General features: G+C 62.2%; 18 protein-coding genes. 7 read left to right on the top strand and 11 right to left on the bottom strand.

What is annotated here, in order from left to right:
* Positions 1-391 precede the first annotated feature (391 nt).
* The 4 genes from DNK06_RS25400 (at position 392) to DNK06_RS03560 (ending at position 6,730) form a co-directional block, all read left to right on the top strand.
* Positions 392-1,426, top strand: coding sequence for a methyl-accepting chemotaxis protein (locus DNK06_RS25400; RefSeq protein WP_278248826.1), 1,035 nt, complete (start codon positions 392-394; stop codon positions 1,424-1,426).
* A gap of 236 nt (positions 1,427-1,662) precedes the next feature.
* Entirely contained in the window at positions 1,663-2,997 is a 1,335-nt protein-coding gene (gene gdhA / locus DNK06_RS03550) for an NADP-specific glutamate dehydrogenase (protein ID WP_131178666.1), read from the top strand.
* Positions 2,998-3,485: 488 nt separating this feature from the next.
* On the top strand, positions 3,486-3,950 hold the full coding sequence (locus DNK06_RS03555; RefSeq protein WP_131178667.1) for a hypothetical protein: 465 nt from the start codon (positions 3,486-3,488) through the stop codon (positions 3,948-3,950).
* Positions 3,951-4,207: 257 nt separating this feature from the next.
* A complete protein-coding gene (locus DNK06_RS03560; RefSeq protein ID WP_131178668.1) occupies positions 4,208-6,730 on the top strand; it encodes a sulfite reductase flavoprotein subunit alpha in 2,523 nt (840 codons plus the stop codon).
* A gap of 51 nt (positions 6,731-6,781) precedes the next feature.
* On the opposite strand, the gene DNK06_RS03565 is transcribed toward DNK06_RS03560, so the two are convergent.
* The 8 genes from DNK06_RS03565 to DNK06_RS03600 form a co-directional block, all read right to left on the bottom strand.
* The gene (locus DNK06_RS03565) at positions 6,782-7,195 is read right to left on the bottom strand and encodes a VOC family protein (protein ID WP_131178669.1); all 414 of its coding nucleotides are present in this window, start codon (positions 7,193-7,195) and stop codon (positions 6,782-6,784) included.
* 158 nt (positions 7,196-7,353) lie between these two features.
* Positions 7,354-8,322 carry a peptide ABC transporter ATP-binding protein gene (locus tag DNK06_RS03570; protein WP_131178670.1) on the bottom strand — a complete coding sequence of 323 codons (969 nt, stop codon included), beginning with the start codon at positions 8,320-8,322 and terminating at the stop codon, positions 7,354-7,356.
* Positions 8,322-9,296 carry an ABC transporter ATP-binding protein gene (locus DNK06_RS03575; RefSeq protein WP_131178671.1) on the bottom strand — a complete coding sequence of 325 codons (975 nt, stop codon included), beginning with the start codon at positions 9,294-9,296 and terminating at the stop codon, positions 8,322-8,324. The genes DNK06_RS03570 and DNK06_RS03575 overlap by 1 nt, the downstream gene beginning before the upstream one ends.
* 94 nt (positions 9,297-9,390) lie before the next feature.
* Positions 9,391-10,296: an ABC transporter permease subunit gene (locus DNK06_RS03580; protein WP_131178672.1), complete on the bottom strand. Its 906-nt coding sequence runs from the start codon at positions 10,294-10,296 to the stop codon at positions 9,391-9,393.
* Entirely contained in the window at positions 10,293-10,496 is a 204-nt protein-coding gene (locus tag DNK06_RS03585; protein WP_131178673.1) for a hypothetical protein, read from the bottom strand. The genes DNK06_RS03580 and DNK06_RS03585 overlap by 4 nt, the downstream gene beginning before the upstream one ends.
* A gap of 11 nt (positions 10,497-10,507) precedes the next feature.
* Positions 10,508-11,518 (bottom strand): ABC transporter permease subunit, encoded by a 1,011-nt coding sequence (locus DNK06_RS03590; RefSeq protein WP_131178674.1) that lies wholly within the window; start codon positions 11,516-11,518, stop codon positions 10,508-10,510.
* Positions 11,519-11,668: 150 nt separating this feature from the next.
* Positions 11,669-13,264 carry an ABC transporter substrate-binding protein gene (locus DNK06_RS03595; protein ID WP_131178675.1) on the bottom strand — a complete coding sequence of 532 codons (1,596 nt, stop codon included), beginning with the start codon at positions 13,262-13,264 and terminating at the stop codon, positions 11,669-11,671.
* 170 nt (positions 13,265-13,434) lie between these two features.
* Positions 13,435-14,001 carry a cupin domain-containing protein gene (locus DNK06_RS03600; RefSeq protein ID WP_131178676.1) on the bottom strand — a complete coding sequence of 189 codons (567 nt, stop codon included), beginning with the start codon at positions 13,999-14,001 and terminating at the stop codon, positions 13,435-13,437.
* Between the two features lie 187 nt (positions 14,002-14,188).
* Between DNK06_RS03600 and DNK06_RS03605 the strand changes: the two genes are divergently transcribed.
* Positions 14,189-15,418 (top strand): M24 family metallopeptidase, encoded by a 1,230-nt coding sequence (locus DNK06_RS03605; RefSeq protein ID WP_131178677.1) that lies wholly within the window; start codon positions 14,189-14,191, stop codon positions 15,416-15,418.
* Between the two features lie 62 nt (positions 15,419-15,480).
* On the opposite strand, the gene DNK06_RS03610 is transcribed toward DNK06_RS03605, so the two are convergent.
* Both DNK06_RS03610 and DNK06_RS03615 read right to left on the bottom strand, forming a co-directional pair.
* Positions 15,481-17,079, bottom strand: coding sequence for an ABC transporter substrate-binding protein (locus DNK06_RS03610; RefSeq protein WP_131178678.1), 1,599 nt, complete (start codon positions 17,077-17,079; stop codon positions 15,481-15,483).
* A gap of 227 nt (positions 17,080-17,306) precedes the next feature.
* Positions 17,307-18,014, bottom strand: coding sequence for an SIMPL domain-containing protein (locus tag DNK06_RS03615; RefSeq protein WP_131178679.1), 708 nt, complete (start codon positions 18,012-18,014; stop codon positions 17,307-17,309).
* 240 nt (positions 18,015-18,254) lie between these two features.
* On the opposite strand from DNK06_RS03615, the gene DNK06_RS03620 reads away from it, so the two are divergent.
* The gene (locus DNK06_RS03620; protein ID WP_131178680.1) at positions 18,255-19,514 is read left to right on the top strand and encodes an ATP-binding protein; all 1,260 of its coding nucleotides are present in this window, start codon (positions 18,255-18,257) and stop codon (positions 19,512-19,514) included.
* Between the two features lie 10 nt (positions 19,515-19,524).
* Entirely contained in the window at positions 19,525-20,085 is a 561-nt protein-coding gene (locus DNK06_RS03625) for a response regulator transcription factor (protein WP_131178681.1), read from the top strand.
* 24 nt (positions 20,086-20,109) lie between these two features.
* On the opposite strand, the gene DNK06_RS03630 is transcribed toward DNK06_RS03625, so the two are convergent.
* The gene (locus tag DNK06_RS03630; protein ID WP_131178682.1) at positions 20,110-21,045 is read right to left on the bottom strand and encodes a LysR family transcriptional regulator; all 936 of its coding nucleotides are present in this window, start codon (positions 21,043-21,045) and stop codon (positions 20,110-20,112) included.
* Position 21,046 lies beyond the last annotated feature (1 nt).

Below are 21,046 nucleotides of genomic sequence, written 5' to 3' on the forward strand. Positions count from 1 at the left end.
CCGGAAACAGGCTGCTTTGCTCGCGACCTTCGCCCTGGATATAGCCCATAAACGACAATGCCCCTATCAACCGATAGAGGCATTGTCTTCAACTCGCCTTCAGACTGCTAGGTTTTCACACAGTCTGCACTGGCTCCGTTTTTTTATGCCCGCAGAGTGGGCGAGCGCTCTTTAGGCGGCAGCATCATTGGCCGGTGTGGCTCGGCAGTGACCCTAGCTGTTCAACCGCTGCACTTTCGGATAAAAATCTGCATCAGGCGAACCGGTGCCACCAAGCTGGCATATTCCCGGCAAGAGCGAAAACAGCTCCCGCCCGTATCGTGCTGTCCTGTTTTGTCTGCCCCATCCATCTGCGTAGGCATGACTTCCAATGATAGAACCGGAACGGATAGTGGCGTTGTCACACGACGTTGAAGTACTGGCGGGGCGCGGTATCAACGACATCCAGAAAATCACCCAGCAGACCCGCCTGCTGGCGATCAACGCCTTGATCGAGGCGGCGCATGCGGGCGAGGCGGGGCGCGGCTTCGCGGTCGTGGCCGAGGAAGTGAAGGCCATCTCCGAGCGTATCACCGGGATCGCTGCGAGCCTCACCCGCGATCTGCAGAGTGCCGTCAGCGAGCTGTCCGAGCTCGGCCGGGGCATGTGCTTCGATGTTCGTGGCCAGCGCCTGGCCGACCTTTCGCTGAACATGATCGAGATCATCGACCGCAACCTCTACGAACGCTCCTGCGACGTACGCTGGTGGGCGACGGACGCTTCCCTGGTCGAAGCGCTGTGCCTGCGCACAGCCGAAGCATGCGCCCATGCGAGCCAGCGCCTTGGCGTTATCCTGAGCGCCTATACGGTCTATCTCGACATCTGGCTCACCGACACCGAAGGGACGATCATCGCCTCGGGTCGCCCGGACACCTACCGCCGGGTACCGGGCGCGGATGTCTCGCAGGCCGACTGGTTCCAGGCGGCCATGCGCCATCGCGACGGAGATCAGTACCATGCCGGTGCCGTACAGCAGGAACCGCTGCTGGAGAACGCCCGTAGCTGCATATTCAGCGCTGCCGTGTTCGGGGGCGCGCAGGGGGGCGAGCGCATCGGCACTATAGGTATTCTGTTCGACTGGCAGAACCAGGCGCGTTCCGTCATCGACGGTGTCCGCTTGAGCGACGAAGAGCGCGCCCGCAGCCAACTGATGCTGGTGGATGCCCAGCACCGCCTCATCGCCAGCTCGGATCCGAAAGCGCAGCTGGGCACGTCGATCGCCTTGCAACTGCGCCAGGATCAGAAGACTGGCTACTGCTCGCTGAACGATCACACCATTCAGGCCTATTCCTTGACGCCCGGCTTCGAAACCTACGCCGGTCTGGGCTGGTATGGCGTGATCGAGCAGCGCTTGCCAAATCAGGAGCCTGGGGCGCCGGGCATATGATTCTGGCGTGGTCGGGTTGGGCAGGTGCGGGGTAACGAGTGCGCCTTTTTGGGGTTCTTGTGTTCTTTATTCGTGCATTATTGATCAGGTATTTATGGGATTCTTGGCGATTAATTTATAGTTAGGCACCAAAAAGTTTCATCTAAGCGTCATTTTGCTCTTTTTAAGTGCGAGTTGTTCTTGCTAGAGTCGCGGCCAATTCAACCTGCGGCGCAGCAAGACGCCAGGACTCCGCCATGACCCTTTCCGTAGACCGTTTTCTCGACCGCCTGAAACAGCGCGACCCCGATCAGCCCGAATTCCATCAGGCGGTGGAAGAGGTGCTGCGTAGCCTTTGGCCGTTCCTCGAGGCCAATCCTGTCTATCTGGAAGCCGGGATCGTCGAGCGTATCGTCGAGCCCGAGCGGGCTGTGCTGTTCCGGGTGCCATGGGTCGACGATGCGGGCAGGGTACAGGTCAACCGCGGTTTCCGCGTGCAGATGAACAGCGCCATCGGCCCCTACAAGGGCGGCCTGCGGTTTCATCCGTCGGTGAACCTGAGCGTGCTCAAGTTCCTGGCCTTCGAACAGACGCTGAAGAACTCCCTGACCTCGCTGCCCATGGGCGGCGGCAAGGGTGGCTCGGACTTCGACCCGAAGGGCAAGAGCGACGCCGAGGTGATGCGTTTCTGTCAGTCGTTCATGAGTGAACTGTACCGCCATATCGGTGCGGATCTCGACGTGCCGGCCGGTGATATCGGCGTTGGCGCGCGGGAGATCGGTTTCCTGTTCGGCCAGTACAAGCGCCTGTCCAACGAGTTCTCCTCGGTGCTTACCGGCAAGGGGCTGAGCTATGGCGGCAGCCTGATCCGCCCGGAGGCGACCGGCTACGGCTGTGTGTATTTCGCCGAGGAAATGCTCAAGACCCGCGGTCGCAGCTTCGACGGCCAGCGTGTGGCTATCTCCGGTTCTGGCAACGTGGCGCAGTATGCGGCGCGCAAGGTGATTGAATTGGGCGGGCAGGTGATTTCGTTGTCCGATTCCGAGGGCACGCTTTACGCCGAAGCGGGTTTCAGCGAACAGCAGTGGCAGGATCTGATGGCGCTGAAAAACCAGAAGCGCGGGCGTATCCGTGAACTGGAAGGTAGCGGATTGCGCTTCCAGGCCGGCCAGCGGCCGTGGAGCCTGGCGTGCGATATCGCCCTGCCATGTGCGACGCAGAACGAGCTGAACCTGGAGGACGCGCGCACGCTGCTTGGCAATGGCTGCGTATGCGTGGCCGAAGGCGCCAATATGCCGACCACACTGGACGCGGTGGATCTGTTCATCGAGAACGGTGCCCTGTTCGCTCCGGGTAAGGCTTCCAACGCTGGTGGCGTTGCGGTCAGCGGTCTGGAAATGTCGCAGAATGCCATGCGCTTGCACTGGAGCGAAGGCGAGGTGGACGAGAAGCTGCACGGCATCATGCAGTCCATCCACAATGCCTGCGTGCGTCATGGCCAGAGCGAAGGACAGGTCAATTACGTCAAGGGCGCCAACATCGCCGGCTTCGTCAAAGTGGCCGATGCGATGCTGGCCCAGGGCGTGGTTTAGGGCATCACGCGCAGCAGGGCAATCCTGCTGCGCTACCTGATTTTCTGGCCAGGCCGGGCGGCCATCGCCCTGATTGAACTAGTGTAGCGTCACACATCAAATGTCGTATCCGATCGATTGGGCTGAGTGGTCACTCAAAGGCGATAGCGGACGTAGGGTGGATGACGCTCTTTTCATCCACCATTGCGATCACAGAGCGGTGGACGGGTCGGGCCGCGTAGGTGAAGCGTCGTCCACCCTACGACAGGCCGCTACCGCCACATAGCTGCCATCCCACGTTACGGGTCACATCGACCACCCTAGCAGCCAAACACATCCCTTTGCATCGAACGGAACGGCCGCTCGCTGTGCGCTCTGGTTGGCAACAAACACTCAACCATCTGCCGCTGTCACGACTCTTACACACAAGAGGATGAAAATGCCTCCCCGTTGCGGCAACAGGATGTCGTCGCGGGTCAGAACAAAGCCGGTTTAACGAGAGTCGTGTAATGAAATCGATCCCTGGAATGCTCGAAGGCGCAATGGCCGTCCGCTTCTATCAGAGTGTGAGTGGCCCGTTTCCCATCGAAGTCGGCGCCGCAGTGCCTGGCTCCAGCATGTCCGCCATCATCAAGCCGACTGCCGGTGTGGCGGTGCTCGACCCCATGAGTGAAGAAGATCTCGGGCTCTCGCTGCTCGAAGCTGAAGCCACCGGTCTGGTACCGGAAAAGGTCTGTGATCAGCTCAATGCCTTTCTCGGTGGCCGTCGTGTCAATTGCACCAGCAGTGCCGAGGTCGAGGCGATCGGTCATCTGTTCCAGGCCTGCGCTATCGAGCCGGAGTTCGACCTGGCGACGCTGGATGCTGCCGCCCTGTACCTGCCCAAGGCGTTGCCGGTCGATCAGTACCCGGAAACCATCGCCCGGGATCTCTTCATCCTGGCCAAGCCTTGTGAGCCACGTCGCCTCCGCTGAGTAATGCAGCCGCTTCGCCATCAACGTCGCATCAAGCCTTTACATAGGTAAAGATGCGAATATATGTTGCATGATAATTGTTATTGAATAGACTCGCCTTTTTTATGGCCCAGCGTGATCCGAGGCCTATCAGCTGATGGCTCAGCCCCGCCCATGCCCCGCGCTGGCGGGGTTTTGTGTGTCCAGAGAGTGAGTTTCGCCACCTGAACACCAACTGATTCCCTCGATCGCGGCGCGTGTTTTCAGAGTCGATTCCGGTGTTCAAGAAAATCCTCTTCCAGTTGCATTGGTTGCTCGGCATCAGTGCCGGCCTGGTGCTTGCCCTGATGGGCGTGACCGGCGCGCTGTACAGCTTTCAGGAGGAAATCCTGCTGGCGATAAACCCGCAGATGGCGGTGACGGCGCAGCCGGGGTCGGTGCTCGAACCGGGGGAGATGATCGAGCGTTTGCAGGCCCAGGGCGTCAGTGTCTCCGGCCTCTACGTGGATACCGAAGGCGGTCAGCCAGCGCGGGTTTTCCTGACGCCACCGCCGGGAGAGCGACGCGGCGGCGTGCGCTTCGTCGATCCTTATACCGCCGAATCGCTGGGCGAGCCGCGCGGCGTGGCGTTCTTCGGCCTGATGCTGCAACTGCATCGTTTCCTCGCCATGGGCCAGACCGGCCGGCAGATCACCGGCGCCTGCACCATTGCCCTGGTGTTCTTCTGCCTGTCCGGGCTTTACCTGCGCTGGCCGAGGCGGGCGTTGAGCTGGCGTGCCTGGCTGACGTTCGACTGGGCCAAGAAGGGCCGCGCTTTCAATTGGGATCTGCATGCCGTGGTCGGCACCTGGTGCCTGCCGGTGTACCTGTGTGCGGCGCTGACGGGCTTGTATTGGTCTTACGACTGGTACCGCAGCGGCCTGGAAACCCTGCTCAGCGATACGCCGCGGGTAGCAGGCGAGGAGCGCGGGCGACGTGGGCCGCCTGCGACTGGCCAGCCGATGCCCGAGGTGGATTATGCCAATCTCTGGCAGGGCATCCGCCAAACCGCTGGCGACAATCTGGGTGTCTACAGCCTGCAACTGCCCAATGCAGTCGGCCAGCCGGCGCGGGTGTCCTTCAGGCTGCGCGATGCCGAGCACACTCGCGCCTTCAATCAGATGCAGCTCGACCCGCTGACTGGTGAAACCAGACAGGTGGAGCGTTACGCCGACAAGTCGTTCAAGGCGCAGCTGCTGGCCAGCGTTTACGCCCTGCATACCGGCGAGTATTTCGGCATGACCGGGCGGGTGTTGGTAATGGCTGCCAGCCTGCTGATGCCATTGTTCTTCATCACCGGCTGGCTGCTGTATCTGGATCGCCGCCGCAAGAAGCGTGCGGCGCTGGCGGCGCGGCAGGCGCTCGGTGGTAGCGAGGGCGGTGAGTCCTGGTTGGTCGGGTTCGCCAGCCAGAGCGGCTTCGCCGAGCAACTGGCCTGGCAGACTGCGGGCCAATTGCAGGCCGCGGGTATGACGGTAGAGGTGCAGCCGCTGGCGCGGATCGATACCGCCAAGCTGAGCGTCACGCCCCGCGCGTTGCTGGTTCTCAGTACCTTCGGTGATGGCGAGGCGCCGGACAGCGCCCGCGGTGTCGAGCGCCAGTGGCTCGCTGCAACACTGAAACTGCCAGGCCTGCGCTATGCGGTTCTGGCCCTTGGCGATCGTCAGTACAGCCAATTCTGCGGTTTCGCCCGGCGCCTCGATGACTGGCTGACCAGTCGTGGTGCCTCGCGTCTTGGCGAGCGTATCGAGGTCGACGGCGATGATGAAGAGGCGCTGCTCGATTGGCAGCGGCAACTGGCGGAACTGACCGGCGTGCAGCCGCTTCCCGTGCAGCAGGTGCCGTTCGGTGGCTGGGTGTTGCGTGAGCGTCAGTGCCTGAATCCTCACGGGCAGGGGCAGAGCACCTGGCTGATCGGCTTGCTGCCGCCCGCCGATGCTTCATGGGAAGCGGGCGATATCCTGGAAATTCTGCCGCGCAACAGCGAGGCGCAGGTTCATCGCTGGTTGCACGACCATGGGATGCAGGCGCTGGCGTCTGCCGCCGTCGACCCTTTGGGTCATGCGCTATGCGAGGCCCTGACCGCACGCCAGTTGCCGTACAGCGCCAGCCATCTGGTCGGCCTGCATGCCCAGGCGCTGCTGGATGCATTGGTGCCGCTGCCGAGCCGCGAGTACTCCATCGCCTCGCTGCCCGCCGATGGCAGGCTGGAACTGATCGTGCGCCAGCAACACCTGGCCAACGGTGAGCTGGGCACGGGTTCCGGTTGGTTGACCGAGCACCTGCCCGTTGGCGGGCAACTGCTGGCGCGGGTACGGCGCAACAGCGGTTTTCATGCGCCGACGGATGATCGACCAATGATCCTGATCGGCAATGGCACGGGGTTGGCCGGCCTGCGCAGCCTGCTCAAGGCGCGCATCGCGGCCGGTCATTCACGCAACTGGCTGCTGTTCGGCGAGCGCAGCGCCGAGCACGATTTCTACTGCCGCGAGGAGCTGCAAGGCTGGTCGAGCGGCGGCCAACTGCAGCGCCTGGATCTGGCCTTCTCGCGGGATCAGGCGCAGCGCATCTACGTGCAGGATCGCCTGCGTGAAGCCGCCGACGAACTACGTGCCTGGATGCAGGACGGCGCAGCCATCTATGTGTGCGGCAGTTTGCAAGGCATGGCGGGCGGCGTGGATCGCGCTCTGCGTGAGGTGCTGGGCGACGCCGCTGTCGACGAGTTGCTCGAGCAGGGGCGTTATCGACGGGATGTTTACTGACCGCTGGGTGAGTGACAAGGCGTCATTCACCCAGTTGTGGGAGTCAGTCGTTCAATTTTCCGGCAGGCTATGGTTGATCATCCAGGAAACACCGAAGCGGTCGGTGAGCATGCCGAAACGTTTGGCCCAGAAGGTTTCCGCCAGTGGCATCTGGATGCTACCGCCTTCCGCCAGCGCGCCAAACAGGCGTTCCGCTTCGTCGATGCTGTCGATGTTGAGGCTGATGGAAAAGCCTTGGAAGCCATCGCCAGGATGCGTCGGTAGCGAGTCGGAGCCCATCAGTTGTTGCTCACCCACCTGCAGGCAGACGTGCATGATCCGCTGGTGGAACTCGGCCGGCACCTCGTCGCGCGCCGGGCTCTCGCCGAAGCGAAACAGGCTGAGCTGGGCGCCGAGCACCTCGGCATAACGGCTGAAGGCAGCTTCGCAGTCGCCGTCGAAGATCAGGTAGCTATTGATGCGCATCGTCGCTGTTCCGTGTGTAGGGTGGCTATGAAGTCATAGACCAGATCCGTCACGCGAGCCGCTGCAGGCGACGAAGCGCAGTGGGCCGTAATGCTTGTCTCATTGCTCTGCCAATGGCGTCTTTACAGCGCCTGGCATTTGTAACTTGCTCCCCGTTTCTAGTTGATCTGTTCCGCATGATGGCAGGCAACCTGACGGCCATCGAGCGGACGTAGCAGGGGAAGCTCTTCCTGGCAGCGTTCGGTGGCGTAAGGGCATCGTTTGTGGAAGGCGCAGCCTGAGGGCGGATTCAGCGGGTTGGGCAGTTCGCCGACGATCTTGATCTTGGGTTTGGCCGGATCGGGGTGGATGGTCGGCGTGGCCGACAGCAGCGCCTTGGTGTACGGGTGCAGCGGGCGTTCGTAGATACGCTCGCTGGGGCCGATTTCCGCCGGGCGGCCGAGGTACATCACCAGCACGTCGTCCGCTACATGGCGAACCACCGAGAGGTTGTGGGAGATGAACACGTAGCCGGTCTTGAACTCTTCCTGCAGATCCATGAACAGGTTGAGCACCTGGGCCTGGATCGACACGTCCAGCGCCGAGGTTGGCTCATCGGCCACCAGCACCTTGGGCGTGAGCATCATGGCGCGCGCCAGGGCGATGCGCTGGCGCTGGCCACCGGAGAACATGTGCGGGTAGCGTTGGTAATGCTCGGGGCGCAGGCCGACCTGGCTCATCATCGCCTGCACCTTCTCGCGGCGTTCGGCGCGGGAAAGACGGGTGTTGATCTGCAGCGGTTCGGCCAGTTGGTCGCCGATCTTCTGCCGTGGGTTGAGCGAGGCGTAGGGGTTCTGGAACACCATCTGCACGTCTCGGCGCAGTTGCTTGCGGGTCTGCCGGCTGGCGCCGGCGACTTCCTGGCCGGCGATCTGCAGCGAGCCCGAGGAGGGCTCTTCGATCAGTGTCAGGGCGCGGGCCAGGGTGGATTTGCCGCAGCCGGATTCACCGACCACGGCCAGGGTCTTGCCGGCTTCCAGTTCGAAGGACACGCCATTGAGCGCCTGCACCGTGGCGCTGGGTTTGAAAAGCCCCTGGGACACGGAGTAGTGGCGCGTCAGTTGGCGTGCGGTCAGGACGGTCGTCATCACGCCACCTCGGCATTCAGATTGAGCGGAAAATAGCAGCGCACGGCACCGCGCTCGTGGGGTTCCAGAGCCGGGCGGCGTTCACGGCAGCTCGGCTGCACGTACGGGCAGCGCGGCGACAGCAGGCAACCGATGGGACGGTCGTAGCGCCCTGGTACGATGCCGGGCAGGGTCGACAGGCGGGTGGCGCCCAGGCTGTGTTCGGGGATCGCCTTGATCAGCGCTTCGGTGTACGGGTGAGTTGGCGCATCGAACAGTGCCGGCACCTGGCCCAGTTCCACGGCCTGGCCGGCGTACATCACGCAGACGCGGTTGGCGGTTTCGGCGACCACGGCCAGGTCGTGGGTGATCAGCACCAGGCCCATGTTCTGCTCGCGTTGCAGGTCGAGCAGCAGCTCCATGATCTGCGCCTGGATGGTCACGTCCAGGGCGGTGGTCGGTTCGTCGGCGATCAGCAGTTTGGGCTCGGCAGCAATCGCCATGGCGATCGCCACCCGCTGGCTCATGCCACCGGACAGCTGGTGCGGGTAGGCCTCGAGGCGGCTGGCCGCGCCGGGGATCTCCACCCGCTCGAGCAGTTGCAGGGCGCGCTGCCGTGCCGCCTTGCCCTTGAGGCCAAGGTGCTGGCGCAGCACTTCCTCGATCTGGAAACCGACGGTAAAGCTGGGGTTCAGGGCTGTCATCGGATCCTGGAAGATCATCGACAGATCCTTGCCGACGATATGCCGACGTTGCCGACCCTTGAGTTTGAGCATGTCGGTGCCATCGAAGATCAGGCGGTCGGCGCGGACGATGCCAGGGGCGTCGATCAGGCCCATCAGCGCCATCATGGTTACCGATTTGCCGGAGCCGGATTCGCCGACGATGGCCAGCACTTCACCCTTGTCGACGCTCAGGTCGAGGCCATCGACCACCGGCACGGCGTTGGCGTCGCCGAAGCGTACGCTGAGGTTACTGATTTCCAGCAGGCTCATCGGGTGGCCTCCGTCTTATAGCGAGGTGTGGCCATGGTGGATGAAAAGAGCGTCATCCACCCTACGGTTGGGAGGTTATTCATGATCGGCCTCCTCAGATCGCGTTCTTGAGCTTCGGATCCAGCGCATCGCGCAGGCCGTCGCCCATCAGGTTGATCGCCAGTACGCTGAGCAGGATCGCCAGCCCCGGCAGGGTCACCACCCACCAGGCGCGCTCGATGTAGTCGCGCGCCGAGGCCAGCATGGTGCCCCATTCGGGGGTCGGCGGTTGCACACCAAGGCCGAGGAAGCCCAGGGCGGCAGCGTCGAGGATCGCCGAGGAAAAGCTCAGGGTCGCCTGCACGATCAGCGGCGCCATGCAGTTGGGCAGCACGGTGATGAACATCAGCCGCGGCAGGCTGGCACCGGCCAGGCGTGCGGCGGTGACGTAGTCGCGATTCAGCTCGCCCATCACGGCAGCGCGGGTCAGGCGTACGTAGGAAGGCAGCGAGACGATGGCGATGGCGATCACGGTATTGATCAGGCCTGGGCCGAGGATGGCGACGATGGCCACGGCCAGCAGCAGCGAAGGCAGCGCCAGCATGATGTCCATCAGGCGCATGATCGAAGGGCCCATCAGGCGCGGGAAGAAACCGGCCACCAGGCCCAGCAGCAAACCGGGAATCAGCGAGATGACCACCGAGGCCAGGCCGATCAGCAGCGACAGGCGTGCACCGTGGATCAGTCGCGAAAGCAGGTCACGACCGACCTCGTCGGTACCCAGCAGGAACTGCCATTGTCCGCCTTCGAGCCATACCGGCGGCGTCAGCAGGGCATCGCGAAACTGCTCGCTGGGCGAGTAGGGCGCGATCCAGGGCGCGAACAGGGCGCAGAACACGATCAGGATCATGAAGCCGAGGCCGGCGACAGCGCCCTTGTTGTGGCTGAAGGCGCTCCAGAATTCCTTCAGCGGCGAAGGGTAGACCAGACTCTGGTCGAGGGGCGTGGTGGTCGAGGTCATGGACGCGCTCCGATTTCTTGCCCTTCGCGATGGTAGTCACGGGGTAGGGTGGATGACGCTTCACCCATCCACCATTGCGGATTGCGGCTGGTGGATGAAAAGAGCCTCATCCCCCCTACGAACTGCGGTTTGTTCATGGTGGATGAAAGAAGCGTCATCCACCCTACGGGCTTGATCCAGCAGTGCTGATTCAGGGACATGGGGTACTCCTTCAGCGCTGATGGCGAATGCGTGGGTTGACCAGTCCATACAGGATGTCCACCACGAAGTTGACCAGGATGACCAGGCAGGCGATCAGCAGGATGCCGTTCTGCACTACCGGATAATCACGGGCGCCGATCGATTCGATCAGCCATTTGCCGATACCGGGCCAGGAGAAGATGGTTTCGGTCAGTACGGCGCCGGCCAGCAGCGTGCCGACCTGCAGGCCGAATACCGTCAGCACCGGAATCAGCGCGTTGCGCAGACCGTGCACGAACACCACGCGGGCGGGCGACAGGCCCTTGGCGCGGGCGGTGCGTACGTAATCTTCACGCAGCACTTCGAGCATCGCCGAACGGGTCATGCGCGCGATCACCGCCAATGGGATGGTGCCCAGCACGATGGCGGGCAGAATCAGGTGGCGCAGGGCATTGCCGAACGCGCCTTCTTCATCGGAGAGCAGGCTGTCGATCAGCATGAAGCCGGTCACCGGTGGAATGTCGTAGAGCAGGTCGATGCGCCCGGACACCGGTGTCCAGCCGAGCCATACCGAAAAGAACATGATCAGCAGCAGGCCCCACCAGAAGATCGGCATCGAATAGCCGGTCAGGGAGATGCCCATCACGCCGTGATCGAACAGCGAACCGCGCTTGAGCGCGGCGACTACCCCGGCGATCAGTCCCAGCGTGCCGGCGAACAGCAAGGCGGCCAGCGTCAGTTCCAGGGTGGCGGGAAACAGGGTGGTGAATTCGTCCCATACCGGTGTGCGGGTACGCAGCGATTCGCCCAGATCACCCCGCGCCAGTTGGCTGATGTAGTCGACGTACTGAGCGTACAGCGGCTTGTTCAGGCCCAGGCGCTCCATGGCCTCGGCGTGCATCTGCGGGTCGACGCGGCGCTCGCCCATCATCACTTCCACGGGGTCGCCGGGAATCATGCGAATCAGTGCGAAGGTCAGCAGAGTGACGCCGAAGAAGGTGGGGATCAGCAAGCCCAGACGGCGCGCAATGAAACTCAGCATTGGGGTAGGTAACTCCTAATCAGGACGGCATCGAGCAGCCGGGAATTCTGGCGATTCCTTCGCTTACTTGCAGGTTAGCTGTTCGACCACGACGTGCCCCGGGCGTTTTGCCCGGGGCACGTCGTTATGGGGCGGTTGCGCGACAGGCTATCAGTCGTTGCTCACACCGCTGAAGCTGTTGCGACCGAATGGGCTGATCTGGAAGCCTTTGACGCTGGTGCGCATCGGTTGGTAGACGGTGGAGTGGGCGATCGGAGTGATCGGCACTTCGCGCTTGAGTACCACCTGAGCCTGCCTGTACAGCTCGCTGCGCTGCTCCTGATCGGTGACGCGCTTGGCGGCTACCACCAGTTTGTCGTATTCGGCATCGCACCACTTGGAGAAGTTGTTGCCATCCACCGAGGCGCAGCCGTACAACGTGCCGAGCCAGTTGTCGGGGTCACCGTTGTCGCCGGTCCAGCCAATCAGCATGGCGTCGTGTTCGCCTGCGTGGGCACGCTTGATGTACTCGCCCCACTCGTAGCTGACGATGCGTGCCTTGATACCGACCTTGGCCCAGTCGTTCTGCAGCATCTCGGCCATCAGGCGCGCATTGGGGTTGTACGGGCGCTGCACGGGCATGGCCCACAGGGTGATCTCGGTGCCTTCCTTCACGCCGGCGGCCTTGAGCAGCTCCTTGGCTTTTTCCGGATCGTAGGCGGCGTCCTTGATCGATTCGTCATACGACCACTGGGTCGGCGGCATGCCGTTCACGGCCAGTTGGCCGGCGCCCTGGTATACCGCAGCGATGATCGCCGATTTGTTCACCGCCATGTCCAGCGCCTGACGTACCTCGAGCTTGTCGAACGGTGCGCGGGTGACGTTGTAGGCGATATAACCGACGTTATAGCCAGGTTCGGTCGGCACGTTGAGGTTGTTGTCCGCCTGCAGGCCCTTGAGATCGGCCGGACGCGGGTTGAGGGTGACGTGGCATTCACCGGCACGCAGCTTCTGCGCGCGCACCGAGGCATCGGTGTTGATGGAGAAGATCAGGTTGTCGATCTTCACCAGCTCGGGTGCCCAGTATTCCTTGTTGCCCTTGAAGCGAATCACCGCGTCCTTCTGGTAGCGGCTGAACACGAACGGGCCGGTACCGATCGGCTGCTGGTTGATCTGCGCAGCCTTGCCGGCCTTGAGCAACTGGTCGGCATATTCGGCCGAATGCACGGCGGCGAAGCTCATCGCCAGGTTCTGCACGAAGGCGGCGTCCACGGCGTTGAGGGTGAACACCACGGTCTTGTCGTCGGTTTTCTCGACCTTGGCGATATTCTTGTCCAGGCCCATATCCGTGAAGTACGGGAACTCGCTGGGGTACGCCTTGCGGAACGGATGGTTGCGATCGAGCATGCGCTGGAAGGTGAACAGCACGTCGTCGGCGTTGAAGTCGCGGGTCGGCTTGAAGTAATCGGTAGTGTGGAACTTGACCCCTTCGCGCAGGTGGAAAGTGTAGGTCAGGCCGTCTTCGCTGATATCCCACGAGCTGGCCAGAGACGGTTGCGCCTTGGTACCGCCGCGTTCGAATTCAGCCAGACGGTTGAAGATGGTTTCCGATGCCGCGTCGAAGTCGGTGCCGGTGGTGTACTGGCCAGGGTCGAAACCGCCCGGGCTGCCTTCGGAGCAATACACCAGGTTACTGGCGTGTGCGAACGAAGCACTGGTGAGCAGTCCTGCGGTGAGCAGAGCCTTACACAGGGGAGACATGCGCATGCGAACCTCTTTTTTCTTTTTGTCCGCGCCTGGTTCAGCGCGAGCTCGGAATGCGGTGAAGGCGGATAGCCCACCGGGTCGAGCTCGAAATTAAGTCATGCTGAAATTTCGGTCAACAAAAATTAAGCAGCACTAACATTGCGCATAAATGCCCTCATCTGGGGCGAAATTCACTCGTTGGCGGGATGGTCGCCGAATAGTGCCATGGTGGTCATGGTCAGCACTTCGGCCGGGACATCCGTGGCATTGGCCAGGCGATGCAGCTTGCCCGCATCGAAGTGCACCGAATCGCCCGGCCCGAGGGGATAGTCACGTCCTTCGATGGTGTAGACGATCTGCCCGCTGAGCACGTAGGAGAATTCCACGCCCTCGTGGGCGATCAGTTCCGACTGGTAACCCACGGGGATGTTCATCTTCACTGCGTTGATCGAGTTGCCGGGAAACGAGCTGGACAGGCGCTCGTAGGCCAGCAGCTGGCCGCCCACGGTGTAGCGCACCCGTTCATTGACGTGGGAATCCGGCTGAGCCTGGGCAGGTTGGTCGAACAAAACGTTGAGCGGCACATCGAGGGATTTGGCGATGCTCGCCAGGGACGACAGCGACACGCCTGTCAGATTGCGCTCGGCCTGGGACAGGAAACTGGCGGTCAGGCCGGCGTCGGCCGCCACCTGATTGAGGGTCTTGCCGGCGGCCCGCCGGTAGCGGCGCAAGCGTTCGCCAATGCGGTCTGCGGTCATGAAAGGGGCTCGCTGTTCGAATCTCCGCAGTATACCCATGAGACGTCGGGACTCCAGCCTGAAGGTAGAGCATTTTTTAAGTCTGACTGAAAAATGCTTTGACCAGAATTTAAGTTGGACTTAAATTTTGCCCCAGCGAACTGCCCGGCAACGATGCCCGTTGCGGGCGCCAGACGAGGATGCGCAGATGACACTGGGAGTGGGCGGCAGCACGCCGGAGCAGGCTTTGGCGCGCCTGCAGGACATGACGGCCGGCAGCGTGCCGATCAGCGAAGAGGAATACCTGGCTCGTATCGAGCGGGCTCAGGCGCTGATGCGCGAGCAGGGTATCGCCGCGCTGTTTCTGGCAGCTGGCAGCAACCTGCAGTATTTCACCGGCGTGCAGTGGCATCCCAGCGAGCGGATGGTGGGGGCGATTCTGCCGAGTGATGGCGCACTGGAATACCTGGCTCCGACGTTCGAAGAGGGCACCGTGCGTGACTTCCAGATCGTGCCGGGCGCGATCAATACCTGGGAGGAGCACGAAAGCCCTTACGCGTTGTTGCTGGCCTGTTTGCAGCGCCTTGGCGTTTTGCCCAATGATGGTGCGCCGCCCCAGGTAGGTCTTTGTTCTTCCATGCCTTTTTTCATGTATGAAGGCATCCGCCAACTGACCGACGGTTACCGTTTCGTCGATGCCGGCCAGGTCACCGCCGTTTGCCGTCAGCGTAAATCAGCAGCGGAAATCGCCCTGATGCAACGCGCCAAGGACATGACCCTGGAAGTGCACAAGGCGGTTGCGAGCATCCTCCACGAAGGCATCAGCACCATCGAGGTGGCCGAGTTCATTCGCCAGGCTCATCGCCGTGTCGGCGCGCCAGGCTCGATCTTCTGCATCGTGCTGTTCGGCGCTGCCAGCGCCTTTCCTCACGGGGTCAAACATGCGCAGCGACTCAAGGACGGCGACATGGTGCTGATCGACACCGGCTGCCAGGTACACAGCTACCTGTCGGACATCACCCGCAGCTACGTTTTCGGTACGCCCAGCGACCGCCAGCGCGAGTTCTGGAACAAGGAAAAGGCTGCCCAGCAGGCGGCGTTCGAGGCCGCCACTCTGGGTGCGCCCTGTTCGTCGGTGGACGCTGCGGCGCGCCGTAGCCTGGAGGCTGCCGGACTTGGCCCTGGCTACAAGCTTCCAGGGCTGTCGCACCGCACCGGTCACGGCATCGGCCTGGACATCCACGAAGGGCCTTATCTGGTCGGTGGTGATGACACGCCTCTGGCAGAAGGCATGTGCTTCAGCAACGAGCCGATGATCTGCGTGCCGGGCGAGTTCGGCATCCGCCTGGAGGATCACTTCTACATGACCGCCAACGGCCCGCGCTGGTTTACCCAGCCAAGCCATTCGGTGGACGACCCCTTCGGGCTGAGCGCGTAACCAGCCTGTCGAGACGAAAAAGCCCGGCCAATTGGCCGGGCTCTTTCGTTCTGCCTGCTGCTTTACTCGATACTCACACCGTAAAAGGAGTTGATTCCGAAGGGGCTGATCTTGAAGTCCTTAACCCTGGTGCTCATCGGCTGGTACACGGTGGAGTGGGCGATCGGCGTGTTCTGCACGTCGGCCTTGAGCAGGTGCTGGGCCTTCTTGTACAGCGCGGTACGCTCCGCCTGATCGTTGATCGCCTTGGCCTGCTTGAGCAACCCGTCGAACTCCTTGTTGCACAGGCGGCTGTAGTTGTTGCCACCGATGGCATCGCAGCCGTACAGCACGCTCAGCCAGTTATCGGGGTCACCGTTGTCGCCCGTCCAGCCGATCAGCAGCGCGTCATGTTCGCCGGCCTTGGCGCGTTTGTTGTACTCGCCCCACTCGTAGCTGACGATGCGTGCCTTGATGCCGATCTTGGCCCAGTCGGACTGGAGCATTTCGGCCATCAGCTTGGCGTTGGGGTTGTACGGGCGCTGCACGGGCATGGCCCACAGGGTGATCTCGGTACCTTCTTTCACGCCGGCGGCCTGTAGCAGTTCCTTGGCCTTTTCCGGGTTGTAAGGGGTGTCCTTGATGGTGTCGTCATAGGACCACTGGGTCGGCGGCATGCCATTCACCGCAACCTGCCCGGCGCCCTGGTACACGGCATTGATGATCGCCTGTTTGTTCACCGCCATGTCCATGGCCTGGCGTACTTCGAGCTGGTCGAACGGCTTGTGCTCGGTGTTGTAGGCCAGGTAGCCGACGTTGAAACCGGCCTGTTCGGGCATCTGCAGCTTGGGGTCTTTCTTCAGGTTTTCCAGGTCGGCAGGGCGCGGGAAAACGCTGACGTGGCATTCGCCGGCGCGCAGCTTCTGCATGCGCACCGATGGATCGGTGTTGATGGCGAAGATCAGATTGTCGATCTTCACGTCTTCGGGCAGCCAGTATTCCTTGTTGCCCTTGTAGCGGATCTGCGCGTCTTTCTGGTAGCGGCTGAACACGAACGGGCCAGTGCCGATAGGCTTCTGGTTGATGTCCGAGGCTTTGCCGGCCTTGAGTAGCTGATCCGCGTATTCGGCCGAGTGGATCGACGCGAAGCTCATGGCCATGTTCTGGATGAAGGCTGCATCGACGGTACTCAGGGTGAAGCGCACCGTGTGTTCGTCGAGCTTCTCGATCTTGGTGATGTTCTTGTCCATTCCCATATCGGTGAAATACGGGAACTCGGTGGGGTAAGCCTTGCGGAACGGATGCTCCCTGCTGAGCATGCGGTTGAAGGTGAACAGCACGTCATCGGCGTTGAATTCGCGGCTCGGCGTGAAGTACTCGGTGGTGTGGAATTTCACCCCTTCGCGCAGGTGGAAGGTATAGGTGAGGCCGTCATCGCTGATGTCCCACTTTTCTGCCAGGCCCGGTGTCACGGCGGTGCCGCCGCGTTCGAACTGCGACAGGCGGTTGAATACGGTTTCCGCACCGGCGTCGAAGTCGGTGCCCGTGGTGTAAAGCCCCGGGTCGAAGCCCGCTGGGCTGCCTTCGGAGCAGTACACCAGGTTACCGGCGGCCTGCGCGAAGGGGGCGCTGGCGATCAGGCCGGCGACAACAAAAGCCTGGATGAAGGCGTTCTTGTGCATGGTTACCTCATGTCTATTGTGTTTTTTCGTGAGGGGTCTGCTGTTGGGAAACCGGGCGTGTCAGATGGTGACGAGCCTGTGTTAACCCTAGACCTTGTTTTACGCTATGCACGGGATGTGCCGAAAATGGCAGAAGGGCGCGGGGGATATTGCGCATGGGGTTGCGACGGTTGTCGCAACCCCATGATAGAGCGCACCAGGGAGGCTGGTGCCAGGAATGTTTTCGCTTACATCTGCACTTCGATCACACCGTCGGCACTGAGGGTCACCTGGCTGGTGCCCGCTTCGACTTCCGGAGTAATGCTGTCGCTGGAGAACGCGGAGGCCTTCATGGCTTCCATGCGCATCGGCGGGCGTACGAAGCCGCCACTGTTGAGGCCCAGGCTGACCAGCTTGTAGCTCTTGCCGCCCAGGGCTTCGGTGGTCAGCTGCGCGCGTTCCTTGAAGGCCGCGACGGCGTCCTTGATCAGCGCGTCTTCCTCTTTCTTGCGCGTGGCGTCAGCGATGCTGAAGCTCATGCCGCCCATCTTCAGGGTCTTGAGCATGTCGCCTGTCAGTTTCGAGAGGGCGGCGAAATCCGCGCTTTCCAGGCGGATCTCGGCGCGCTCGCGCCAGGCGCTGATTTCCTCACCTTTCTCGCTGTAGACCGGATAGCTGTTGCGGCTGCCCTGGGACACACTCACGCCTTTCACACCACGGGCCTGGGTCAGCCCGGCGTTGAGGGTGCGGGTAATTTCCGCGGCGAGAGCGGCGGGATCCTTGTGCTGGGCCTCGGTGTACAGAGTGACCTGCATCAGGTCATGAGCCACTTCATGGCTGACCTGGGTGCTCAGGGATATCTGGTTATAGCGTGGCTCATCGGCCTGGGCGGTGATGCTGAACAGGCCGGCAGTGGTGAAAGCCAGAACGGTGGCGAGGCGGGACAGTGGCTGCATGGCGGTTCCTTATCGATGATGTGTACGGCTGATCAGCCGTGTTCATAAGGGTAGACGAGGCGGTTTACCGATTCGGGTTAATCCGCATTGAAAAAAATATGCAGGCATCTGACCGCCGCTCGTCGGCTGCGATCCCTCTATCGCCGCTTGCGAACGGCTGCTGCGGCGCGTTGCCGCAGCAGTGCGCGGACACGCTTGGTTATACTCGCCAGGCTTGCGATGAGCCCCCGAGGAATGTTGATGCTGGCCCCTGTTCAGTTGTTATCCGCCAGTCGCCAGAATCTCTGGCGTTTGACCCTGATTCGCTTCCTCGTGCTGGCGGCGCAGGCCGGTTCGGTTGGCCTCGCTTACAAGTCCGAGCTGTTGCCGCTGCCCTGGCTGCAACTGAGCATCACCCTTGGCGCCTCCCTGGTGCTGTGTCTGCTCACGGCGTTGCGTCTGCGTGGCCCCTGGCCGGTGACCGAAGCCGAGTACGCAATCCATCTCGGTTGCGACCTGATCATTCACAGCCTGCTGCTGTATTACTCGGGCGGCTCGACCAACCCCTTCGTCTCCTATTACCTGGTGCCGCTGACCATCGCCGCGGCGACGCTGCCGTGGCTGTTCACCATGATCCTCGCGGGGATGGCGCTGGCGTCCTACACGCTGCTGCTGGTGTGGTCGCACCCGCTGCAGCTGCCGGTCGGGCCGCGGGAAAGCCTCCTGGTTTACGGTATGTGGCTGAGCTTCGCCCTGGCGGCGGGGCTGATCACCTTCTTCGTCGCCAAGATGGCCGAGGAACTGCGTCAGCAGGAAAAACTGCGCGCCGAACGCCGCGAGGAGGGCATGCGCGATCAGCAACTGCTGGCCGTCGCCACCCAGGCTGCCGGCGCTGCCCATGAACTCGGAACGCCCCTGGCGACCATGAGCGTGCTGATCAAGGAACTGCGGCGCGAGCATCAGAACCCGCTGCTGCAAGAAGACCTGGCGCTGCTTCAGGAGCAGGTCAAACTGTGCAAGGAAACCCTCCAGCAACTGGTGCGCGCTGCCGAAGCGGATCGTCGTCAGGCCGTGGTGGAAATGTCCTCGGTGGTCTGGCTGGAAACCACCCTGAATCGCTGGCACCTGATGCGCCCCGAGGCCAGCTATCGTTATGAATGTCTGGGTGTCGGCAAACCGCCGCAATTGATGCCGCCGGCGGATCTGACCCAGGCGCTGCTCAACCTGCTCAACAACGCCGCCGATGCCTGTCCGGAGAACCTGGAGATTTGCCTGGATTGGGATCATCAGTGGGTGCGGCTGAGCATACGTGACTACGGTGCGGGTGTACCCTTGGCCATTGCCGAGCAACTGGGCCGGCCGTTCTTCACCACCAAAGGCAAGGGCAAGGGGTTCGGCCTCGGATTGTTCCTCAGCCAGGCCAGCGTGACCCGCGCCGGTGGTACGGTGAAGCTGTATAACCATGAAGAAGGCGGCACGCTCACCGAGCTCAAGTTGCCGCGAGCCTATGCCAGGGCATAAGGAGTGATGTATGAGTGACGAAGTGCTGCTGGAAAGTGAAGAACAACCCCATCTGCTGCTGGTCGATGACGATCCCACCTTTACCCGCGTGATGGCGCGGGCCATGAGCAGCCGCGGCCTGCGTGTGTCGACCGCCGCTTCTGCCGAGGAAGGCCTGGCCGTCGCCACCCAGGATCTGCCGGATTACGCCGTGCTCGACCTGAAGATGGAAGGCGACTCCGGTCTGGTACTGCTGCCCAAGCTGCTGGAGCTGGATGCCGAAATGCGCGTGGTGATCCTTACCGGCTATTCGAGCATCGCCACCGCGGTGGAAGCCATCAAGCGCGGCGCCTGCAACTACCTGTGCAAACCGGCGGACGCCGACGACGTGCTCGCCGCGCTGCTCACCCAGCATGCCGACCTCGACACCCTGGTGCCGGAAAACCCCATGTCGGTGGACCGTCTGCAGTGGGAACACATCCAGCGCGTGCTGGCCGAGCACGAAGGCAACATCTCGGCGACCGCCCGTGCCCTCGGCATGCATCGCCGTACCCTGCAGCGCAAATTGCAGAAGCGCCCGGTTCGTCGCTGAGAGTCCTGGAAGTTTGCCGTGCACTCAGCTCGCTCGTGCGACCAGTTCCTTGCGGTACTGGCTGCTGAGCTGGCGGGCCAGCTGGATGAAGTTGTCTGTGGCCGGTGACTGATTGAAGCCCCGACTCGCCAAGGTGATTGGTGCGACGAGGCGGGGTTTGGCATCACGTATGCGGCGGTAGACGACGCTGTCCGTGTGCAAGCCCTTCATGGATGCCGGCACCACCGAGATACCGGCACCGGCGGCAACCAGGCTGACATTGGTCAGCATGCGTTCGATTTCGAAAGCGATCCTCGGCTCGAAGCCGGCATTGCGGCAGGCCTGCATCAGGTTGGCGTACATACCCGGCGCACCAGGCCGACGAACCAGGATGAAGGGTTCGTCGGACAGATCTTTCAACGAGACTGGCGTTTCACTGCCCCCCTTCAGTTGAGGGTGGCCGGTCGGCAAGACCAATAACATTTCCTCATTGAGCAGCCGGTGGAACTGTACGCCCTGTGGACGAGCCACGGGCGCGCGGAGGATGCCGACATCGACCCGTTCGCTGGTGACCTGTTCGGTCAGCTCGCCGGCATTGCCTTCATGTAGCGTGATGTCCACGTTTGGATAATTTTTCCGGTATTCACGAATTATCCGTGGAATCAGAGGGTGCGATGCAGCTGAGCTTGTGAAACCGATGCTCAAGGTGCCCACGATGCCCTGAGCCGTACGGGCCGCCTTGGCGGCCGCCAGTTCCACGCGTTGCAGAATCTCCTTCGCTTCGCTCAGGAAGACCTGACCCCCCGTCGTGAGATCGACCCCTTTGGGATGACGCACGAACAGCTCGAAGCCCAGTTCCTGTTCAAGCGCCCGAATCTGCTGGCTCAGCGGAGGCTGTTGCATATTCAGTCTGGCGGCGGCACGTGTGAAGTGCTTTTCCTCCGATACCATGACGAAGTAGCGAAGGTGACGGAGTTCCATT

It is taken from the genome of Phytopseudomonas daroniae (genome assembly GCF_004327285.1).
In the GTDB taxonomy this organism is placed as follows: Bacteria; Pseudomonadota; Gammaproteobacteria; order Pseudomonadales; family Pseudomonadaceae; genus Aquipseudomonas; species Aquipseudomonas daroniae.

Coding starts and splice junctions, on each gene's coding strand:
- DNK06_RS03575 (WP_131178671.1), bottom strand. CDS start 9,296: ATGAGCCTGCTGGAAATCAGTAACCTCAGCGTACGCTTCGGCGACGCC.
- DNK06_RS03630 (WP_131178682.1), bottom strand. CDS start 21,045: ATGGAACTCCGTCACCTTCGCTACTTCGTCATGGTATCGGAGGAAAAG.
- DNK06_RS03620 (WP_131178680.1), top strand. CDS start 18,255: ATGCTGGCCCCTGTTCAGTTGTTATCCGCCAGTCGCCAGAATCTCTGG.
- DNK06_RS03625 (WP_131178681.1), top strand. CDS start 19,525: ATGAGTGACGAAGTGCTGCTGGAAAGTGAAGAACAACCCCATCTGCTG.
- DNK06_RS03590 (WP_131178674.1), bottom strand. CDS start 11,518: ATGCTGAGTTTCATTGCGCGCCGTCTGGGCTTGCTGATCCCCACCTTC.
- DNK06_RS03585 (WP_131178673.1), bottom strand. CDS start 10,496: ATGTCCCTGAATCAGCACTGCTGGATCAAGCCCGTAGGGTGGATGACG.
- DNK06_RS03595 (WP_131178675.1), bottom strand. CDS start 13,264: ATGCGCATGTCTCCCCTGTGTAAGGCTCTGCTCACCGCAGGACTGCTC.
- DNK06_RS03610 (WP_131178678.1), bottom strand. CDS start 17,079: ATGCACAAGAACGCCTTCATCCAGGCTTTTGTTGTCGCCGGCCTGATC.
- DNK06_RS03615 (WP_131178679.1), bottom strand. CDS start 18,014: ATGCAGCCACTGTCCCGCCTCGCCACCGTTCTGGCTTTCACCACTGCC.
- gdhA (WP_131178666.1), top strand. CDS start 1,663: ATGACCCTTTCCGTAGACCGTTTTCTCGACCGCCTGAAACAGCGCGAC.
- DNK06_RS03605 (WP_131178677.1), top strand. CDS start 14,189: ATGACACTGGGAGTGGGCGGCAGCACGCCGGAGCAGGCTTTGGCGCGC.
- DNK06_RS03600 (WP_131178676.1), bottom strand. CDS start 14,001: ATGACCGCAGACCGCATTGGCGAACGCTTGCGCCGCTACCGGCGGGCC.
- DNK06_RS03570 (WP_131178670.1), bottom strand. CDS start 8,322: ATGACGACCGTCCTGACCGCACGCCAACTGACGCGCCACTACTCCGTG.
- DNK06_RS03580 (WP_131178672.1), bottom strand. CDS start 10,296: ATGACCTCGACCACCACGCCCCTCGACCAGAGTCTGGTCTACCCTTCG.
- DNK06_RS03555 (WP_131178667.1), top strand. CDS start 3,486: ATGAAATCGATCCCTGGAATGCTCGAAGGCGCAATGGCCGTCCGCTTC.
- DNK06_RS03565 (WP_131178669.1), bottom strand. CDS start 7,195: ATGCGCATCAATAGCTACCTGATCTTCGACGGCGACTGCGAAGCTGCC.